22 protein-coding genes are annotated in these 17,021 nt (G+C 45.6%); 2 read left to right on the top strand and 20 right to left on the bottom strand.

The features are described 5' to 3' along the window. Positions 1–110: 110 nt before the first annotated feature. From ACWNM1_RS24505 to ACWNM1_RS24535, 7 genes are read right to left on the bottom strand one after another with little or no spacing between them, the layout of a single operon-like run. Positions 111–599 carry a hypothetical protein gene (locus tag ACWNM1_RS24505; protein WP_449602985.1) on the bottom strand — a complete coding sequence of 163 codons (489 nt, stop codon included), beginning with the start codon at positions 597–599 and terminating at the stop codon, positions 111–113. Continuing rightward, positions 596–1,084 carry an HK97 gp10 family phage protein gene (locus ACWNM1_RS24510; protein ID WP_449603008.1) on the bottom strand — a complete coding sequence of 163 codons (489 nt, stop codon included), beginning with the start codon at positions 1,082–1,084 and terminating at the stop codon, positions 596–598. The genes ACWNM1_RS24505 and ACWNM1_RS24510 overlap by 4 nt, the downstream gene beginning before the upstream one ends. Further along, on the bottom strand, positions 1,077–1,391 hold the full coding sequence (locus ACWNM1_RS24515; protein ID WP_449602986.1) for a hypothetical protein: 315 nt from the start codon (positions 1,389–1,391) through the stop codon (positions 1,077–1,079). Before ACWNM1_RS24515 ends, ACWNM1_RS24510 begins: the two co-directional genes overlap by 8 nt. Before the next feature lie 8 nt (positions 1,392–1,399). Next, on the bottom strand, positions 1,400–1,786 hold the full coding sequence (locus ACWNM1_RS24520; RefSeq protein WP_449602987.1) for a DUF3199 family protein: 387 nt from the start codon (positions 1,784–1,786) through the stop codon (positions 1,400–1,402). Then, complete coding sequence (locus tag ACWNM1_RS24525) at positions 1,764–2,069, bottom strand: Rho termination factor N-terminal domain-containing protein (RefSeq protein ID WP_449602988.1); 306 nt, start codon at positions 2,067–2,069, stop codon at positions 1,764–1,766. Before ACWNM1_RS24525 ends, ACWNM1_RS24520 begins: the two co-directional genes overlap by 23 nt. After that, on the bottom strand, positions 2,069–3,016 hold the full coding sequence (locus tag ACWNM1_RS24530) for a major capsid protein (RefSeq protein ID WP_449602989.1): 948 nt from the start codon (positions 3,014–3,016) through the stop codon (positions 2,069–2,071). Before ACWNM1_RS24530 ends, ACWNM1_RS24525 begins: the two co-directional genes overlap by 1 nt. A gap of 21 nt (positions 3,017–3,037) precedes the next feature. Further along, positions 3,038–4,264 (bottom strand): XkdF-like putative serine protease domain-containing protein, encoded by a 1,227-nt coding sequence (locus ACWNM1_RS24535; protein ID WP_449602990.1) that lies wholly within the window; start codon positions 4,262–4,264, stop codon positions 3,038–3,040. A gap of 65 nt (positions 4,265–4,329) precedes the next feature. Between ACWNM1_RS24535 and ACWNM1_RS24540 the strand changes: the two genes are divergently transcribed. Next, positions 4,330–4,623: a hypothetical protein gene (locus tag ACWNM1_RS24540; RefSeq protein WP_449602991.1), complete on the top strand. Its 294-nt coding sequence runs from the start codon at positions 4,330–4,332 to the stop codon at positions 4,621–4,623. Here the strand turns inward: ACWNM1_RS24540 and ACWNM1_RS24545 are convergent, their stop codons facing one another. Genes ACWNM1_RS24545 through ACWNM1_RS24560 form a run of 4 tightly spaced genes read right to left on the bottom strand, consistent with a single transcriptional unit; the run spans position 4,624 to position 9,131 of the window. Then, entirely contained in the window at positions 4,624–5,454 is an 831-nt protein-coding gene (locus ACWNM1_RS24545) for a phage minor head protein (RefSeq protein ID WP_449602992.1), read from the bottom strand. Beyond that, on the bottom strand, positions 5,447–6,925 hold the full coding sequence (locus ACWNM1_RS24550; protein ID WP_449602993.1) for a phage portal protein: 1,479 nt from the start codon (positions 6,923–6,925) through the stop codon (positions 5,447–5,449). The genes ACWNM1_RS24545 and ACWNM1_RS24550 overlap by 8 nt, the downstream gene beginning before the upstream one ends. 3 nt (positions 6,926–6,928) lie before the next feature. After that, positions 6,929–8,245 carry a PBSX family phage terminase large subunit gene (locus ACWNM1_RS24555; RefSeq protein WP_449602994.1) on the bottom strand — a complete coding sequence of 439 codons (1,317 nt, stop codon included), beginning with the start codon at positions 8,243–8,245 and terminating at the stop codon, positions 6,929–6,931. After that, positions 8,232–9,131, bottom strand: a complete 900-nt coding sequence (locus tag ACWNM1_RS24560) for a phage terminase small subunit-related protein (protein WP_449602995.1) — start codon at positions 9,129–9,131, stop codon at positions 8,232–8,234. The genes ACWNM1_RS24555 and ACWNM1_RS24560 overlap by 14 nt, the downstream gene beginning before the upstream one ends. 83 nt (positions 9,132–9,214) lie before the next feature. Between ACWNM1_RS24560 and ACWNM1_RS24565 the strand changes: the two genes are divergently transcribed. Next, a complete protein-coding gene (locus tag ACWNM1_RS24565; protein WP_449602996.1) occupies positions 9,215–9,859 on the top strand; it encodes a DUF4145 domain-containing protein in 645 nt (214 codons plus the stop codon). Here the strand turns inward: ACWNM1_RS24565 and ACWNM1_RS24570 are convergent. The 9 genes from ACWNM1_RS24570 to ACWNM1_RS24610 all read right to left on the bottom strand — a co-directional run bounded on the left by ACWNM1_RS24570 (position 9,856) and on the right by ACWNM1_RS24610 (position 16,808). Next, positions 9,856–10,065, bottom strand: coding sequence for a hypothetical protein (locus ACWNM1_RS24570; protein WP_449602997.1), 210 nt, complete (start codon positions 10,063–10,065; stop codon positions 9,856–9,858). The two genes, ACWNM1_RS24565 and ACWNM1_RS24570, sit on opposite strands and share 4 nt — an antisense overlap. Positions 10,066–10,261: 196 nt before the next feature. Beyond that, positions 10,262–11,218 carry a hypothetical protein gene (locus tag ACWNM1_RS24575; RefSeq protein ID WP_449602998.1) on the bottom strand — a complete coding sequence of 319 codons (957 nt, stop codon included), beginning with the start codon at positions 11,216–11,218 and terminating at the stop codon, positions 10,262–10,264. A gap of 102 nt (positions 11,219–11,320) precedes the next feature. After that, the gene (locus ACWNM1_RS24580; protein WP_449602999.1) at positions 11,321–12,622 is read right to left on the bottom strand and encodes a site-specific DNA-methyltransferase; all 1,302 of its coding nucleotides are present in this window, start codon (positions 12,620–12,622) and stop codon (positions 11,321–11,323) included. 63 nt (positions 12,623–12,685) lie between these two features. Then, entirely contained in the window at positions 12,686–13,321 is a 636-nt protein-coding gene (locus ACWNM1_RS24585) for a hypothetical protein (protein WP_449603000.1), read from the bottom strand. 311 nt (positions 13,322–13,632) lie between these two features. Beyond that, positions 13,633–13,968, bottom strand: a complete 336-nt coding sequence (locus ACWNM1_RS24590) for a hypothetical protein (protein WP_449603001.1) — start codon at positions 13,966–13,968, stop codon at positions 13,633–13,635. 85 nt (positions 13,969–14,053) lie between these two features. Further along, a complete protein-coding gene (locus tag ACWNM1_RS24595) occupies positions 14,054–14,593 on the bottom strand; it encodes a hypothetical protein (protein ID WP_449603002.1) in 540 nt (179 codons plus the stop codon). Between the two features lie 229 nt (positions 14,594–14,822). Continuing rightward, positions 14,823–15,068, bottom strand: coding sequence for a hypothetical protein (locus tag ACWNM1_RS24600; RefSeq protein WP_449603003.1), 246 nt, complete (start codon positions 15,066–15,068; stop codon positions 14,823–14,825). A 252-nt stretch (positions 15,069–15,320) separates the two neighbouring features. Further along, a complete protein-coding gene (locus tag ACWNM1_RS24605) occupies positions 15,321–16,052 on the bottom strand; it encodes a restriction endonuclease (protein ID WP_449603004.1) in 732 nt (243 codons plus the stop codon). 12 nt (positions 16,053–16,064) lie between these two features. Next, on the bottom strand, positions 16,065–16,808 hold the full coding sequence (locus ACWNM1_RS24610; protein WP_449603005.1) for an NPCBM/NEW2 domain-containing protein: 744 nt from the start codon (positions 16,806–16,808) through the stop codon (positions 16,065–16,067). Between the last annotated feature and the right edge of the window lie 213 nt (positions 16,809–17,021).

The following is a 17,021-nucleotide window of genomic DNA, read 5'->3' on the forward strand; positions in this document are numbered from 1 at the left end:
AGCATTCTTCTGATAAGTTGTAGGTTAATTTACGGTGAAACCGTATCATGAATGAATAAGGACTTTTTTTAAAGTAGTACGCTAAACTGCCCGTTAGCTTAACAACAGAATCAAACTTTAAAACAACCTGGCTCAATAAAAAATTCATTAATCTTCTGAACAGACTGCCCGTCATCTTTAATTATGAGTTTCGGAACGTGAATCAGATATGAATACCTAAACGTAACTTCCATCCTATCATTCTGCGGCCGAGTACGTGGAGCCTCAATCACCATCATGATTCCAAAGCGCTGCGAAACCACACAGAACCGTCGCTGTCGGAGGTAAAGGAAGAAGGGAGATAAGTCCAAGGGGACCGGTTCCCCGGCCTCCTCTACCACATTACGGTCGATGTCATAATGAAAGACCAGACCCACATCCTCGATGATCCGGTCTGCCCGCGGCGTATGAGCATTGTCAGAGACAAGATCCGTCTCAATGAACACACTCGGACGATCAAACTGCCCCGCCAGCCAAAGGGAACGATCTCGAAGAATCGGCAGCTCAGGGTATATCCGCTGCACGAGTTCTGCCCAGGCTTTCAACCCCACATCCATCATGACAGCATCCTCCCCAGCTCTTTCTCCAGCCGCTTCATAATCAGTGCATTCATCCCGCCCTCCAATTGCTGAACAGCGATGTCAAAGTAATGCCGACCGATAAAAGAACGTGGCCTAGCCATAAAGCCAGTCTTCGCACTGGGATCGTAGACAAATGTTCCATTCGTTGCCCAATATCCGGGGACAAAGTGAGCCTTGTGGATGGTGTAACCATCGTTGAGATGGCGTGCGTAAAGAAGGTTAGAACCCACTTCGATAGTAATAGAATTGCGGTCAATATCCCACTCCCAAATGTTATTCTCCTCTCCACGAGTAAAGGAGTTCCACATCAATCCAGTGTCAATCAGATCCTGTTTATCAATCTCATCGATGACCAGGTTCAAAAGTTTTTCGCCCACAGCCTCAGCAATGTTCTTAAGGATCTGACTAACCCCTTCGTCGCTCAGCTTCTTGAATTTCTTCGCTAAACCATCAAAATCATGCATGTTCACTGCCTTTCACCTCGCAAGTCACCAATAACTCACGCCAGTAACGGCGAGGGTTAGAGTCAATCACCAGATATTTACGTCCGAACAGCAACACCTCGTCACTAATTCGGACGTCTGCTGTCTTCGGAACCCCAATTGTCTTTTTTACAATGTATATGACAGGAGTGGATTCTGCCTTAGCATCAGTCTGCGTCTTAACAACGAAACATTTCAAATCTGCGATCTTTCCTGCCTTCCGATCGCTGAATAGATTGTCCGCATCCTGCTGGCGGCCGACCCGGTAGACTGCCAACGGGGTATTCATGCGGTGATTCATAGCAAATAGGCCGTGATGTTCCCATCATTCGGCCCGGACTGCTGCTTCTTGACCCACAGGAAGAGGATAGAGTCCACATCAGCATTGCCTGTAGTCTTCCCTTCAACTGCCTGTCGGGTATATGTCCAAGCGCCGTCACTTTCCGCTGAGTAGCCGCGGGCGACGGAAGCCAGGTATTCCTCACTATCCTGCAGAGCCAGTGACTCCGCCAGCTTCACCCAGGCCAGCATGAGCTGCTTATCTGCCTCCTCCGGAAAAGAAACAGGCAAATACAACTCAATCCGGGTCTGTGCGTCATCAATGTACTGATTAAGCAAATCCTCTGTCGCCTCTTGTACAGCACTGACACGGCTGCGGTTCTTAAGGAGTGTCGTTGTTAGCATCCGGCACACCGCCGCCCTCCAGCACCTTCAGTGCAGTGATCAACTTCGGCTTATTCATATCCGCAAAGCCTTCAATGCCTGCTTTCTTCGCTTTGTCCTTTAGTTGGACAACTGTCAGATCTTCCAGCGGAATGACCTTCTCTGCATTCACTTCAAAATCAGGATGCTCATGCAGTTTTTCCAGCACAACCGAATCTTCCACCAGTACCGGCTTAGCTGGCTCAAAACGAATACTATACAGCCGAAGTGAGGCGTTCTTGCCTCGATAGGTTACGTATGGCATTAGAATTCCACCCCTTCCACATAAGCCAGAGCCTGAGGTTCTTCAAAAATGGCGTCAAAATCGGAATGAATCGCATAGAAACGCTTATCAGTCCAGATTGCCTCCTTGCCCTCAGTCGTCTTCCGAATCTGCATATCGTAGGTGTGGACCATCGCAAAGTTCGGCTGATACGTAAAGAGGATCGCGCCTTCTGGCATACTCCAAACCTCTTCTACATCATAAGCGTTGACCTTCTTCGTGCCCCCTAAGATCTGCAACTGAATAGATGCGCTGGTGTCCTTCTCAGCCAACATTTGAAGTCGCTCACTGAAGGTATTTGGATGCATGAAATATTTAAATACCCCACCAGCTCGGTACCGGGTTGGTATCGCACGCTCAACTTCAAACAAAATCCCTGTTTTCTCTTTAGCCGAAAGTGTTTTCCAGTCTAAGTAATGGCCGGTGGTACGTGCCTTCTTCAACCAACCGTCATTTATGCTCAAAAACTCATAATCCGGGTCAGTGTTCAGAGTTGCCGTATCACCATTAAAGCCGATGTCCTGCATGTTCTCGCCGTAGTTATTCGCCATAGCCCGCATAATGATATCCTCCGCGTTTTGGCCACGTACCCGCTGAGTCTGACGGATGAATTCTTCAGTAATATCAAATGGAACAATTACCGGCTCCACTGAGTAAGGGATTTGTGGAAAGGTCAGACCAGGCGTGTTGGAAGCCATGATATTCTCTTTCTTACTACGCATGTTACGGCCACGTACACCGACTTTATCAATTGTTCCCTTTGAGCTCTTACGGTTCTCATGCCGAATGCCTTTCAAGAAGCCGTTCGCCTCATACGCCATATCCGTGAAAGCTTCAACTTCCTCATAGTTCAAGGAATTTTGGTCCATTGGTGTAACGATGGTTGATTTACGAATGCTCGTACTAGCGATGTTACCGTTTGTTCTCATGATTTTCATTCCTCCTTCGAATTACAGGAAGCGTCCGAAACTAACGGCGCCTTCTGATTTGCTGATTTCTTCTTCATCACCTTGCGCGGAAGCACCACGGCTATTCTTTACCAACTGCACGTCAGCTGCCAGCGTCTGCATCTGCTGACTCAGCGGCGCTAGGGCCTTGGCAATGGCATCAGTAATTGCAGTTTCTTCCGCGATCGCTGACGGAGCAGCACCGCCTGCAGCTTGGTCACCTTCGAAACCTTCTTCTTTCTTAAGATCCGCAATTTCTGCTGTCAGGCCTTCTACCTGCTTGGCGATCGGGGCCATTGCGGCCGTAACGGCCTTGGCAATATCTTCAGCTTTCAAATCGTCATCCTCCTCAGGCTCTTCCTCTTTAGGAGCCGTTTTATTTTTCAGTTCGTTTAATGCAGCAATGGCATCGTCCACATGTTTCAAGTTGCCTGCGGAAATCTTCTTGCCAGCCTTGGCAATCTGCTCAGGTGGGGTACCGATGGCTTTAACAATGTCGTCCTGAATCAGTACACTCTGGGCGATGTCCACAAAATCCTGCAGCGCCTCCCGAATGGTCACCGCATCGGTTTCCATCCCGCTGTTATAACTGTCCCAATTAAAAAGAACCGAGTTGAGGGCATCCTGCGCCGCCCAAAATTCTCGGTTCTTACGGTTTTTATGGTATTTATCAGCGACCGCCCCCTTTTCGATCAGGCCCAGCGCTTTGGCTATTCGGCTCAAGATTCCCTTGGATACCTCCTCTTCCTCCTCGATCTCTTCCCGCTTACCTACACCCCACATTGAAAAGCCAGTTATCTCGCCTTTCTTGATTGCCTCCCAAGTATCGTCTTCAGTCACTTTCACAGCTGCCACCCAGGAGCCCTTCACAATCTGCTGCTCACCAAGCGTCATGTCACAAGGAGCAATGTATGACTCAATGACAAATCCCTTGTCAACTTCGAGATCGTGCTGCTTATCGATGTTGTAAGTGTGCTGCTTCTCCATGAAGAGATGCGCCGCCTTCTCAATCTCGACTTCGTCCATTTGATCATCATGCGCGTCTGCCACATCCGGCTGATACACTACGCCTTTGACGATCCGCTTGTCGTCGTCAATCTTGGCGATCTGGACCTGTTTTTGGATGGCATTCTTCCCGGCATCTTTGATGATGGCAAAGGGTACGCCGTTGGCTCCCTTGTCTACCAGGGAGATGTGCGTAATCTTGGCGTCTTTCAGTTTAAAGGTCATATTCTGTTCTCACCTCCTTTCAATATTTCATGGTACAATATTTCAAAAAACAAGGAGTGCTTCTAATGCCTAACTATGGACAATGGACCCCTGCTGAAAACGCAAAAATTATTGGTATGCTACCCGAGTTCAGAGATTTGGTAAACAAAGGAACGCCTGCTTCTACTGCAGCTAACGTAGTTGCTGGTGTTCTAATTAAAAATGACACCATTGGAGTTTTTCAAAAGAGGAGCAGCAAGGTTTCTGATATAACAAATACTATTGAGCAGCACATTGTTCATATGGATAAAATAGCTTCCGGTAAAATACAGCCTGAACGTGGAGATGAAAAAAATTGGGCTGATTGTCTTCCGAGATAACTAATCCATCACCGACTGCATCGTACAGCGACAGCGGATAATCTCCTCAGCGCGTCCGGACGGATCTCCTGGGAACATTAGCTTGCTCTTCCCGACTTCAAACGGCTTATCCAGCGGTTGCACCTGGCCGTTCACCTTACGGTGTGTCTTCCGGGTGCGATCACCCTTGGAAGAACGCCATTTCTTACCGTTGACCACCTCGGACTGCTTCCAGCCCTCCAACTTACCACCGTTGGCAGCCGCCGTGCTCATGGTCCGGGAAACAGTAATAGCCCGCTCCATATTAAATGGGCCGGCTTCACCCTTGGCAGCCGCAGCGCTGATCTCACGCACCAGCAGCGCCCGCTCTGAAGGTGTCTTCCCCTCCTTGATGGCTTTCTGAAAGGCCCGGGTCATGACATCCTTGCTAGTCCCGTTCATATCCGGGACAAGTTTCTGCAGCTTCTTGGCAAACCGTGATGCCGCCTTATGCTTCGTAGACCAGATCTTTTCAGTGTTCAGCACCGTCAGCTCCGATTCGCCAGCCAAATGGTACAGCGGAGTGAAAGCATCATACACCGCTTGCTCGAACTGGACTGTAAAGAGATCACCGCTTTGAACAGACAGCAGAACCTTCCCAAGCTCACCGATATCAATCAGCAACTCCTCGCTGAGTTCCAGAATCGCATCATGCAATGCCTTCCCTTGCAGCTCAAGGATTTCAACTATTCGGGTTTCACCTTGCTTGTACAACTCTTCCAGCACTGTCCGCTCCGCATGGGTCAGCTCCAAACTATTCAAAAACTCAGTATCGTCCGCTTTGGCGATGAGCTCCCAGCATTCCTTACACATGACCGACTACCTCATCATGGCTCTGCCGCAGTAGACGCTTGGCAATGATGGATACCTGCTCCTGCAGATCGTTCACATCAGAGTCAGGTTCAGGCACAGTTAATACAGGCTGACTGCTCACAAGCTGCGCAATCGGGGTATCCAGATACTCATCGCTGTACTTGGATTCATCAATAGTAGTGTCCAGCACTTCCTCGGCGATTGGGATCAGATCACGGACCAGCATTATACCCCGGTCTGCGATAAAGTCCAGCAGCGCCTTGCGATCTTCCGGATCAATAATACGCGGTCCACGCAAAGTCGCCTGTACCCGGAAAATGCCCAGGGCTGGAAACAAGCGCTTATTAAAGATCTCGTCCATAATCCATTTGCGGTAAGGTTCGAAGACCTGTTCCTCTGCAAATCTTAGAGCCGCTTGCGCCGTCGCTCGGTTGTAATCGGAGCTTTGGCCGACAAGTATCGGTGGCAGCCGAAACGCGGAGAGGATATCTGCTTTCTTTTCCTTCCCGTATTCTAGAAACAAGGCATCCTGTTGCAGCAGATCATTCAGTTTTTCCAGCTTAATAGACACCTTCTCGACTTTCTCATCTAGTGGCCCACCAGTCTCCTCCCCGATCGCTTCCAGGTAGAGTATACCGCCCTGCGACTGCGCCCCTTTAACATTTCGCAACAGTTCCATAGATTGTTTCGTCAACCGACCATTGGTCACTGTCAGCAGCATGGAGAGCATTCGGCCATTGCTGAAATAAGAAACGTTGAGTTCCTCTGCCTCTCGACTACCAACCACTCCTGGTGCATTCCCGAACCAGCGCGGTTCGCCGTAAGGACCATCACTTCCTAACTTTAAGGGAATAATCTGATTCCCTTGCCCCTCTGTTCCAAATGGACGGAACCACACCACGGACTGCCCTCTCTTCATGGCATACTTCCGGGCATAGATATCTTGGGAGAATTCCTCAATCTTCTTCGATGATCGAATTAACCGTCTCCGCTTAATCGTTGCCCTCTCCGTCTCCCGGGTACAACGAACGAATTTCGGATTGATTCGGTAGAGTGTCGGGAACTCACTGCCGGCAGGCCAGGCGACCTCCACATTTGCATTCCCGCTGCTCTCGATGTCCTCAATCAAGGAGCCGATAATCTCATCCGGCGTATCCTCCAGGTTACAGGTCTCCAAGAACTTATCAGCCTTGTTCCACTCCTCCTGCGCGGTCTGATCACTCTCACCAGGGAGGTACTCCAAAGCAATACCATATCCAGCAATGTTTCGCTTATACGCCTCGATACACTGCGGAATGATGTTACTGTTCTTAACCAGAAGTTTGCAGGAGGCAGGGTCATTGCCTGGTGGAAACGGAAGCAGCCCGTGCTGATCGTATAGGTTTTCAAAGCTATCAGGTAACTGTGCGCTCGAGGGAATATGCCTGTCCTCTGCTTTTGATATTTGGAACCACTGTGCCTCGCCACTCATGCCTTACACCCACCCCACATCATGATCAGATCGCTCCTCCCTCTCTTTTTTACGCTGCTTCACACGCTGCAGGAGATAGTCCGTATGGATACCGTACCTACGCGCGTCACAGGTATGGTCGTTTTGCTTAATAGGCTTGTCCTCGCCGCGCTCGGCGGCTTTTTCATCCCAAACGTAAGACACCAACTCCTGAAGGGAATTGGTGTTATCGGCACAGATATAAAGTTCATTATTCTGAAATCGGTTAGACACTGTCTGAATACCATCGAGCACAGTATTCACGGCAGCCCGGATATTGTTAATCCCGCGCTTCTTCAACTCAATAATAAAAGCCTTTGCTGATGGGTCGATGAAGATTGAATACTCATCACCATCAAGAAAGGCCTCAAGGTCATCCGCATATTCACCATTCGTTTTCTCACCCTTATGGCGGATATTGTGATAATACTCATCCAGCTCATAATAAACGTTCCCACGGACTCCGTACTTCAGAAATGCCGTCGGGTTATTAGCCCCGTAGTCGATACAAATGAATTTGCGATCAAACTTGGCCGGGAACCAGTCTCGTGTCTTCTTGTGAACAGTATCATTGAACTTGGAGAAGATAACCCCTTCGGCCATGACCCAAAGCCCTAAGATGTAACGCTGATAAAAGATCCCGCTGTACATGCGCCGGTACCGCTCACGCACCCGTTCGGAGAGAGACAAATTATCCTCCATTGTGAAGTGTAAATGCAGCGCGTGCTTCTTCTGCAGCTGATCCAACCATTCCTTTTTGAACCAGTGATATGGTCCTGCAGGGTTGCAGTTGAACCAGAGCTTAGCACCATCTACGGAACAACGAGCAGTCGCTTGGTCAACAAAAGACTTCGGCATGAGTGCCACTTCATCGAAGAACATCCCGGCCAGCGTTATCCCGGCGATTAGATCCTGTGAGCTTTCATCTCGTCCACCAAATAAAAAGAACCGGTTGCTTATTAAGCCCCGGGTCACAGTCAAAACATTTTCAGATCGATTGTCATGAACATGATACCCACGGCTAGCCAACATACGTTTCAGCGGACCGACCACATTACGCCTTAGCGCACCAATGGTCTTACCTGACATGCCGAACTGTTCTCCTCGGAAGGTATCCATCCCCCAGGCTATATAGGAGAATGACATGCAGACCGTCTTGCCAGCCCGGACAGAACCATCACAGATGATTGCATCTTTATCGTGGTGCGGGCTCTCGGGCATCCACCAAGTCAGAACTTTAAGCTGCTTATTAGAGAATGGAGCCCATTTGAACGCTGGTGGCTTAAGTTTAAGTTTCCCCATCGTTCCACACCTCCGCCGCCCTACCCTTCAGCGCATCCATAAAGCCATCGTCTTCGAAGTCTTCCTTACCCCCGCCACGAAGCATCTGTAACTCATACTCCATGGTTTCGATGCGGATACGCTTTTCGTCGTCGGTCAATCGATTCTTGAGCTCAATGGCGCGGATCTTCTTATCCTGGATGCGGGTTAATGCTTCCTCCAGCTTCACAATATCGTCCAGCTTTCGGAAACCCTTCTCCTCAATCTTAGACTCCATCATTTCATTGCGGCTGTGCGGGATCTTCTTCGAAATGCCAGTCTTCTCATCATGGATCTCCGCGACTTCCTTGATGGCCTTCATCTCGTAGAGTACACTGCGCTCGGTCTCGGATAACCCATCCATCAGGGATTTGATCCGGTGCATCATGCGGCGCTCACGGATCGTTAGAAGGTAAAGGGATTCATTCGCCTGGATGATCGGATCAGTATCTACCTGATCGATGAGCTGCTGCTCGGTTTCGGTTAACGCATCCAACCAAATGGTTTCATGCTCGCCTGTGGTGACTGCCTTCTTGTTGCCAGGCGGTCCACCGGCACCACCGCTGTTTCTCTTCGCGTTTTGATTGCCCGGAGGAGCACCGCCTCGATTACCGACTGCGTTTTTGTTCCCTTTGGGAGCGCCACGATGTGGAGCGCTCCCTTTCGATTCAATTGGAGCGCTCCCTTTGACTTCGGGGAAAACGCTCCCTTTAAGCTCATCTTCCCAACTGTCGATTGTCTTCCACTTTCGGACTTTGCTGTCCGGAATAGAAAGAGCAGCGGCGATGTCCTTAAGCTTCATCATCCCGCTGCTCTCCAACCAAATCAGCTTTGCTTTATCCCTTTCGGGACTGCGTTCTCTGGCCATGCTACATGTCACCACCCCCGAAAAGGATTTTTTGGTATTATGAAGAATATTGTTAATTACTAATTCCAAAGGATGTTGAAAATATGACAAGTGCTTATTTCCCACCGTCATTCCAAAAAGAATCATTTCATTGCCCATACTGTAACGTTTATGCATTCCAAAAATGGCATTATACACACTACTACAGTAGCCAAGCAATAGTAAACCAACGACTGTTCACGAGTAGATGTGAACATTGTCATGAAGTAGCTTATTGGTTTGATGAAAAGATGTTAATCCCACTTGCAACCACAGCTCCACTACCACATTCTGATATGCCAGAATCTTTAAAAGAGGATTTTGTTGAAGCTAGGAATATAGTTAATCAATCTCCTAGAGGCGCAGCAGCTTTACTCAGATTAGCTCTTCAAAAATTAATGTTGGAGCTCGGGGAGTCGGGTAAAGATATAAATAAAGATATTGGCTCACTAGTCAAGAAGGGTCTTCCCGAAGAGATCCAACAGGCGCTGGATATCGTTCGTGTTATTGGCAATGAATCAGTACATCCAGGTGAACTTGATCTTCGCGATGATCATGATACCGCATTACAAATGTTTGAGCTTATTAACTTCATTATTGAAGAACGTATCTCACGTAAAAAAAGAATTTCTTCACTCTTTTCTCGTTTACCCGAAGGAAAACTTAAAGGAATTGAAGTCCGAGACAAAGATAAGCCAGTCGAAGCCTAATAGTCTTCCTTCTGCAGTTCAATATCTATCTCAATCAGCTTCTTCAGATCGTCCACCGTCTTGATTTCAATTCGACCGTCTTGGAAGTCCTTGACCCATTTAGCTATGCCGGCTTTAATAATTTTACGGTACTGAGCCTTACTTTCCAGGATACCGGCCATAACTTCGAGCTCATGCTGTAATAAAATTTCATCTTGTGTTCCCATTTACGTACCCCTCGACTTTCCGTTATGATGGAATGCGAGACAGCGGATGTCTGAGAATGCCACGCGTGGCGCGCCGCTGTCTCAGCCGGGGGATACCCTGGTTGTATGAGGGGGACGTTAGCGCGTCCTCCTTTTATTTTGGGCAAAAGAAAAACCGCTCTTGAATAAGCGGTTAATTATAATGAGTGAACCTTAATTAGATTGCTTTTATTATATTTATCATGTTAGTTATTGCAGAACAATAAGTTACAAACCCAATGAATAAAAGCATTGTCTCAGTCGGTTCTCTCTTCACTTCATTTGGGTGGCTTACTTCATTTCGAGTTAGCCTTAAATAATCTCCAAAACTTCTTCTAGAAGGTCTATCAAGAAGGTCCATTATTTCTCTAGGGAGATTTTGTAGGTTTGGCAAAATCACTTCATTGAAAAACTCATATCTTGTTGAAATCTTCATGATCTGCTGAGTTTTTTCGTCAAAATACTCTTTTAATGTCTTTCCATGTGGTATATGATGACTTGAATTTGACTTAAATGAAATCTCATGTGTTGTCTTCCCAAGCAACTTGGAGAATTCAAAAATTAGCAACTCAATCAAGTGTTCTGATGATAATCCGATCATCATTGTTGCTGAATTATAACAACCAACGTTGTAACATTTTAGTGCTTCTGTGATATAAAATTCAACCCATTCATTAAGACTGGGAATCTCCTTAAGTTTTTTTAAGTACCCATCAATATCATAAGGTAAAATTTCATTTGCTTGTAGGCACTCCTCACCATGACCAGTCACATGAAAGTATGGTAAGCTCGAAGAATTCCTGTACATTCCAGGTGCAATAACATTAGAATTAAGAAGGAGATAAAAAGATTCCCAAAATCGTTCAATCTCAACCTTTGTAAAGTTAGTATTGTGGTTTTCAAATAGATTATCTCCATGAACTCCCCATGCACTTACAGAAACCTTTATTTGTTCGTCAATAAGGTTCTTTTCTATAGCTCTCCGCTCAACTAAATGAAACAAATTGTACTCCGTTCCGCCGCTAGCATTAAAAAAATCATACCCCTTAGAATGTAACCGACAAAATTCCTTATCCTTTAGAACTGTAAAAATTAAATCTCTGATAATCAAGGTGCTCAGAGGTCTGATCTCCATTTAAATTCTCCCTTACTTCATTATATTTAACCGTAAAGAATCATTATAATACGAATTTGGAAAAAGGAGGGTCTTGATTTTCAACTTACTGTCCCCTCTTGACTATGTGTGATCACTACGATGAAGAAGCACCGGTTCTGAGCCAGTCGCCGCCTGGTACCGCAATTTGATCACATCACAAAACACTGGATCAAGTTCCATTGTCCTGCAAGATCGATCAAGTTGCTCACAAGTCATCATGGTGGAGCCGCTACCGCCAAAGAAGTCAGCAACGGTGTTCCCGCACCGACTGCTGTTCCTTATCGGGATGGCCAGCAGCTCCAGCGGCTTCTGCGTTGGATGAACATACTTGGTTACATCCCCCTTCGAAACCTCCCAGACCGTCTCAGGTAGGGGTTCTTCCGCCGGTAAGCCGGACCGCCAAACCGTAGTCTGCGTGCGATCGCCATACCAGGCCGGGGCATTGCCTTTCTTGTAGGCATAAAACACCGGTTCATGCTTCCATCGGTATTGCGCCCAGCCGAAAGTAGCCACGTTCTTAACCCACACGCACTGGCAGCGTACTGTAATCCCTGCAGCGTTCATCGCTTCTTCGAACTCCCGTTGATAGGAAGAAGGATGGAAGACATAGATTGCTGCAGTCGGTTCCATAACAACTGCGTACTGTTCAAAAACAGCATGCAAAAAGCCCGCAAACTCCTCTGCGGGCATGTCATCGTTCATTATTGAGCTGGTACCTGCTTCAGCCAACCGAACCGAATCACTCTTCACAGCCACATTATAAGGTGGGTCTGTCACAACCAGAGCTGCCTTCACCCCATCCATCAGCTTGGCAACATCCTCTGCATTCGTAGAGTCACCACACATGAGAAAGTGACGACCAAGCTGCCACACATCTCCAAGGCGTGTTTCAGGCTCTTTGATCTGATCTAGAGCTCCCTGCACGTCGAAGTCGTCTTCCACAACCGGCAGATCGATCTCAGTATCTGGAATGCTACCAAACTCTGTAATCAGCTCTCCGATCTCCTCCGGATCAAAACCTGACAGCGCCAGATCAGCCCCTCCTTCCTGCAGCTCATTAAGTAACTGAGCCAAAGCTTCATCATCCCAGCGGCCAGACACCTTATTCAGTGCCAAGTTTAGCAACCGCTCCCGTTCCGGGTCCAGGTTGACAACTGATACGGCCAGCTCCGTACACCCCTGCTCATTGACCAGCACCTTGTATCGCTGATGGCCACCGACCATATTACCAGTCTGCTCGTTCCAGATTATAGGGTCAACATAGCCGAATTCGTCCAGGCTGCGGCGAAGCTTCTCATACTCCGGATCTCCTGGCTGAAGGTCGACGCGGGGATTATAGACAGCTGCATTGAGCCGGTCAATCGGTATGATTCTGATGTTCATGCAATTATTCCTCTCTCGAAGATAACGAAAAGCCATCTCAAAATAGAGAATGGCTTTTCGTCATCAATTTAATCTGCTTGATACATCTTCAAGCAATTTTTTACAACTGTTAAGGTATGGACTCAATTGATCATTCCCAGCTGGAAAAGTCTTTTTTAATTCACCTAAACATTCAGCAATAATCCTCAAAGATTTAGTCTTATTTTCCCGTAATATTAATAGATCATGTTTATCTGGAAATCCATAAAGAGGAAGTTGTCCAATGATTTCTTCGACAGACCGAACTTCAAAACCACAATCCGAGGCTATTTTTAAAGCATCTTCGTAAGCCTCACAAGTACGTAGAAGGTCCAATACCTCTTCTGAAATCAATACACCTGGTGCAGACATACATAACCAACGATAATCGAAATAAATTGCACTTCGAGGTTCTGAAGTTTCACCTTGGAGATTACCCAATTCAAATACTTGTAGTTTATCTTCATCTCCAAAAGCCTCTCTCATAGCTCTCACTGATACTAACCATTCAGTAGCACCGTGTTGAGTGAATTTTTTCGTTGATCCTTCTCTAATAAAATGATCAAATCTCCCTCGATTCAGCGCAGCAATTAGTGTATTTCTTTTCATACGCCAACGATAGGCAGCTTCAGACGGTGTCATAAACACATCATCTTGTAAATAATAGTCGTTAACATCCATACGAACACCTCAAATCATCTTTTGATGATATATTATCACCGTACGGTTACTTTTACCATATAAAAAATAAATAAATTTATTTAATCTTACATTCTTTTCTCTTCAAAATACTACTAGATTTTTTCCTTTTAAGTTGAGTTGGTTTTTCATCTTTGGGTAGTCAGATACTCAGCAAGAGACGAAGAGAACCAGCCTGTCCTGCTCTTTCCTACGCTTCACCAGACAAACGAACGTTCCTACATACAAAGCTTTAGAACGCCTCACAGAAGGTCGTTTATAGGCATGAAAAAAGCACCCGAAGGTGCTTCAATTTAGCTTCTACCGATAAGATCCCGCATAACTTCCGTCAACCAACAAATAACGATACAAAGGCCGTTATCGGTAATTCCCCATTTTCTTCGTTCTTGTCCTGCATATCCTCCCCAGTATGATTCAAGCTGATCATGGAGATAATCACGATCACTAGGCTCAAACAAGCTTAGGTCGAGTCCCGTTTCAGTTCTAAAAGGGTGTTGTCTTTCAAGCCAATCAACCAAATCTTTCTTTTCAATATGTTGATTAACTTCATGAATTGGATAAGTGACGCCTTTATCAACCAAAAAAGCTAATTCCATAATGAATTGCGTAACTGCTGTAGATTGCCTCATTTTTTCTTCACCTCCAATCGACATCATATTTCGACGTCTAGGAAGTTTTTCCTTTTAAAAGATAGTAGAAAAACATCCTAAAGTGCTAGTACATTTCTTCATTTGTTCTAATATCTTCAATTAGGTGTTTTACTTCCTCAAAAGGTATGATAATGTCTGGAGCATGTGTAACCAGTTGGCCAGCCTCATTACCATCATAGGCAGCAAGTTTATATTTCTCGAAATAGATGTTCAGTGCGTACCATGCTTTATTGATTATCTTCATTTCATGCGGGCTAAAGGCAACGGCAAGATTTTCTGCGGAAATATTATGTTGATAATCCGACTTATTTACTGCAGTTACGAGTTTAGTAATATCTGATGTTGTTACTCCATTTAGCAGATCGCTAGCGATTTTTCCGAGAACGCCGATATACTGAATCCGCAGTGCTCGTCTCAGATTTCTTTTCTCAGCCTGCGCCTGTTCCATAATCTGCTGATTCAGCTTTAAGGATTCTTCAGTTAACCGAGTTGTCTCTACAGTTGCATCTGCCGATTTTTTGGTAGCCCTGTAAACGAATATGGACAGCGCTAGCGTTGCGAGAGCATTGGTTATTGCAATAATATCACTGCTACTTAAATTCATTATATCTCCTCCTAGAAACGATTAATTCGACGCTCAGGATTTTTTCCCTTCTGGCATTTCACTCTGGAACAAAACTGTGCTGTCCCTTCCCATCTGCCCCAGAGACAACCCTTGCACTTTTCTGGATGCCGGGGCGGAGCCTTCAGCTGAATTCTCTTCTTCACGGTTGCTGCTCCTTTCGACATAATAAAAAAAGCCGCCCAATAATGAGCGACTTTCGAGATATGTATTATTTTGAACTGCCTTGCTCGATACCTTGCTGTATTCTATCCGTCATTTCAGGGAATCCCTGAGTAAATAAAAAATATAGCCCTACAAGAGCAACGGCACTCATTATGAAACTTATAGCCCTCCCGTTAACACGCAATAACTTGAGAATTAACCCTACAGCGAATGCGGGCAAGACCATATACAGAGCTAGAGATTTAATCACTGCCCAAATTGCACCGCTCATCATTCTTCCGATATTTTCCATATAACACCTCCTGCCACTGTATTTCAACAAAAGGGATAAAATTCCTGCAATGCAAAAGAAAAGGGCGGCGTCTGCAATGCATCCGCAGCAAATGCGCTGCGCTCTTTGCTTAAAATCTTTACGTACTTTGTAACAAAGGAGGACAAGACCATTTTACATACCAGCTGAATTCAGAGTCAAAGTCACCAGATACAGAAAAAGATGATCCATACCATATTATATTGATTAAACTCTAAATCACTCACTTTTTTGCTATACTGCTTTGATTGACTTAACGTGCCGGCATTTCGGAAAGCTACTACAACCGTAAAACTGGCCTTTCGGACCGTTACGAATGACTAGTTTGTTACCACACTTCGGACATGTATATTCATCCACTGGCACTTCCTCTATGACAGACTGCGGTGTAGGCGCTGCTTCTGGATTCATCGCCAAGATCATTTCAATCAGCGCTTCCCTATTTATCAACTTAACACGGTTCGACTTCGCCAGATCATAAGCAGCTGCCGTATAATCACTGTTCGATACAACCCAGGCTTCAGCAGCTCCATAATGTGCTATCGATGCCTGCGCTTCTTGTACAGCCTTTATTCCTACATTCTTACTGTAGCGCTTGGCCTGAACAACAATCTTCTTGCCATCCTTCTGGATAATCAGATCAGCACCGTAATCACCAGCAGCCTTTGTAACCTCCGCTTTGTATCCCTGCGCCCGGAATAAATGACCCAAGTATCTTTCAAACTGAACGCCTTCCATTTTATCGATGTCCGCAATACCTGATTTTTTCAAGCGCTCTGCTCGTTTTTGTCCGATAATAATCATCATTGCTGTTATTGAGGCGAGTCCAATAATAACACCTACCACAGCACCCTGAAACGAGTTAGTTACTAAATATCCCCCAAGTCCCAGTCCCATCGCAGCTAGACCAGCCAACCCTTGGAAAAACTCTTCTTCCTGCTTCGCTTTACTCTTTCTTCTTGCCATTTGGAACCTCCGCTATTGGAAAATCTTAGCTTCAACAAAGTCTATCATAGTTGAACTTCTATAATCTTCTCCTGTAGTTGTGAACTCAATTCTTAATTTAAGTACACCAGATGTGTCCAATTTGATTTCTTTTGGTAAATCTCCGCCTAACATTTCAGATGAATAGTATATTTCCTTCCCATCCGCGATAAATTTAACCATTCCGGGATTTGCACTATCTTTTGAATGGTCATCAATACCAACAAATCCAGTGAGCTTTTTGTACTTACCATTCAAATTATATTCTATAGATCCTTTACCTGTATTAGATTGAAAAACCATGTTTTCTATAGCGACACCATGTATATATTCATTATCAGCAATTATAAATTTCCCATTATAAGGGCTTAAAATATAGTCGCCAGCATTTACCCACTTGTTAAAGTGGAACTTCACTCCCTCTACATCTGTCCTGGCATAAGATAAATCCGACAAATATTTATAAGTACCCTCTTTTTTACCAACCCATGCTGTTTTATTCTTCCCATCATAAGTAAACTCTTGACCGGAATTTTTAGCAAAAGAACTTGCTGAGATGTACAATTGCCCGTTATAGATAATTGATTGTGACGATTGTTTCTCAACACCGTTGAACATGAACTTTACGTTTTCAAGTACAGCATTTAATTTTACATTAGTTCCGGCAAACACAGTAGAACCTACTACCAATGAACCTATTGTAAGTCCAACAATTAATCCTTTAAGCTTATCCTTCATTATGTTACTCTCCCATGAATCAGTATGTATTCCCTAAAACATGGATTCGACAAATAGCACCTATTTCCTTCCAGTAGTGCAGGGGATTTTTTGAAGATTCATCAAAAGCGAAGAAGCGAGAGGATTTACGCACCGGTTAAGCGCCGCAGGTACGGCCGTGCGTGTCACTCTCGCCTGATTTCCACAGTACAAATATATCACGCTCAAACCCTA

It is taken from the genome of Paenibacillus sp. Marseille-Q9583 (genome assembly GCF_976954365.1).

Coding starts and splice junctions, on each gene's coding strand:
- ACWNM1_RS24585 (WP_449603000.1), bottom strand. CDS start 13,321: ATGGATGTTAACGACTATTATTTACAAGATGATGTGTTTATGACACCG.
- ACWNM1_RS24555 (WP_449602994.1), bottom strand. CDS start 8,245: ATGGGGAAACTTAAACTTAAGCCACCAGCGTTCAAATGGGCTCCATTC.
- ACWNM1_RS24535 (WP_449602990.1), bottom strand. CDS start 4,264: ATGACCTTTAAACTGAAAGACGCCAAGATTACGCACATCTCCCTGGTA.
- ACWNM1_RS24575 (WP_449602998.1), bottom strand. CDS start 11,218: ATGGAGATCAGACCTCTGAGCACCTTGATTATCAGAGATTTAATTTTT.
- ACWNM1_RS24525 (WP_449602988.1), bottom strand. CDS start 2,069: ATGCCATACGTAACCTATCGAGGCAAGAACGCCTCACTTCGGCTGTAT.
- ACWNM1_RS24610 (WP_449603005.1), bottom strand. CDS start 16,808: ATGAAGGATAAGCTTAAAGGATTAATTGTTGGACTTACAATAGGTTCA.
- ACWNM1_RS24540 (WP_449602991.1), top strand. CDS start 4,330: ATGCCTAACTATGGACAATGGACCCCTGCTGAAAACGCAAAAATTATT.
- ACWNM1_RS24605 (WP_449603004.1), bottom strand. CDS start 16,052: ATGGCAAGAAGAAAGAGTAAAGCGAAGCAGGAAGAAGAGTTTTTCCAA.
- ACWNM1_RS24570 (WP_449602997.1), bottom strand. CDS start 10,065: ATGGGAACACAAGATGAAATTTTATTACAGCATGAGCTCGAAGTTATG.
- ACWNM1_RS24510 (WP_449603008.1), bottom strand. CDS start 1,084: ATGCATGATTTTGATGGTTTAGCGAAGAAATTCAAGAAGCTGAGCGAC.
- ACWNM1_RS24515 (WP_449602986.1), bottom strand. CDS start 1,391: ATGAATACCCCGTTGGCAGTCTACCGGGTCGGCCGCCAGCAGGATGCG.
- ACWNM1_RS24600 (WP_449603003.1), bottom strand. CDS start 15,068: ATGGAAAATATCGGAAGAATGATGAGCGGTGCAATTTGGGCAGTGATT.
- ACWNM1_RS24545 (WP_449602992.1), bottom strand. CDS start 5,454: ATGTGTAAGGAATGCTGGGAGCTCATCGCCAAAGCGGACGATACTGAG.
- ACWNM1_RS24565 (WP_449602996.1), top strand. CDS start 9,215: ATGACAAGTGCTTATTTCCCACCGTCATTCCAAAAAGAATCATTTCAT.
- ACWNM1_RS24505 (WP_449602985.1), bottom strand. CDS start 599: ATGATGGATGTGGGGTTGAAAGCCTGGGCAGAACTCGTGCAGCGGATA.
- ACWNM1_RS24560 (WP_449602995.1), bottom strand. CDS start 9,131: ATGGCCAGAGAACGCAGTCCCGAAAGGGATAAAGCAAAGCTGATTTGG.
- ACWNM1_RS24530 (WP_449602989.1), bottom strand. CDS start 3,016: ATGAGAACAAACGGTAACATCGCTAGTACGAGCATTCGTAAATCAACC.
- ACWNM1_RS24595 (WP_449603002.1), bottom strand. CDS start 14,593: ATGAATTTAAGTAGCAGTGATATTATTGCAATAACCAATGCTCTCGCA.
- ACWNM1_RS24590 (WP_449603001.1), bottom strand. CDS start 13,968: ATGAGGCAATCTACAGCAGTTACGCAATTCATTATGGAATTAGCTTTT.
- ACWNM1_RS24580 (WP_449602999.1), bottom strand. CDS start 12,622: ATGAACATCAGAATCATACCGATTGACCGGCTCAATGCAGCTGTCTAT.
- ACWNM1_RS24520 (WP_449602987.1), bottom strand. CDS start 1,786: ATGCTAACAACGACACTCCTTAAGAACCGCAGCCGTGTCAGTGCTGTA.
- ACWNM1_RS24550 (WP_449602993.1), bottom strand. CDS start 6,925: ATGAGTGGCGAGGCACAGTGGTTCCAAATATCAAAAGCAGAGGACAGG.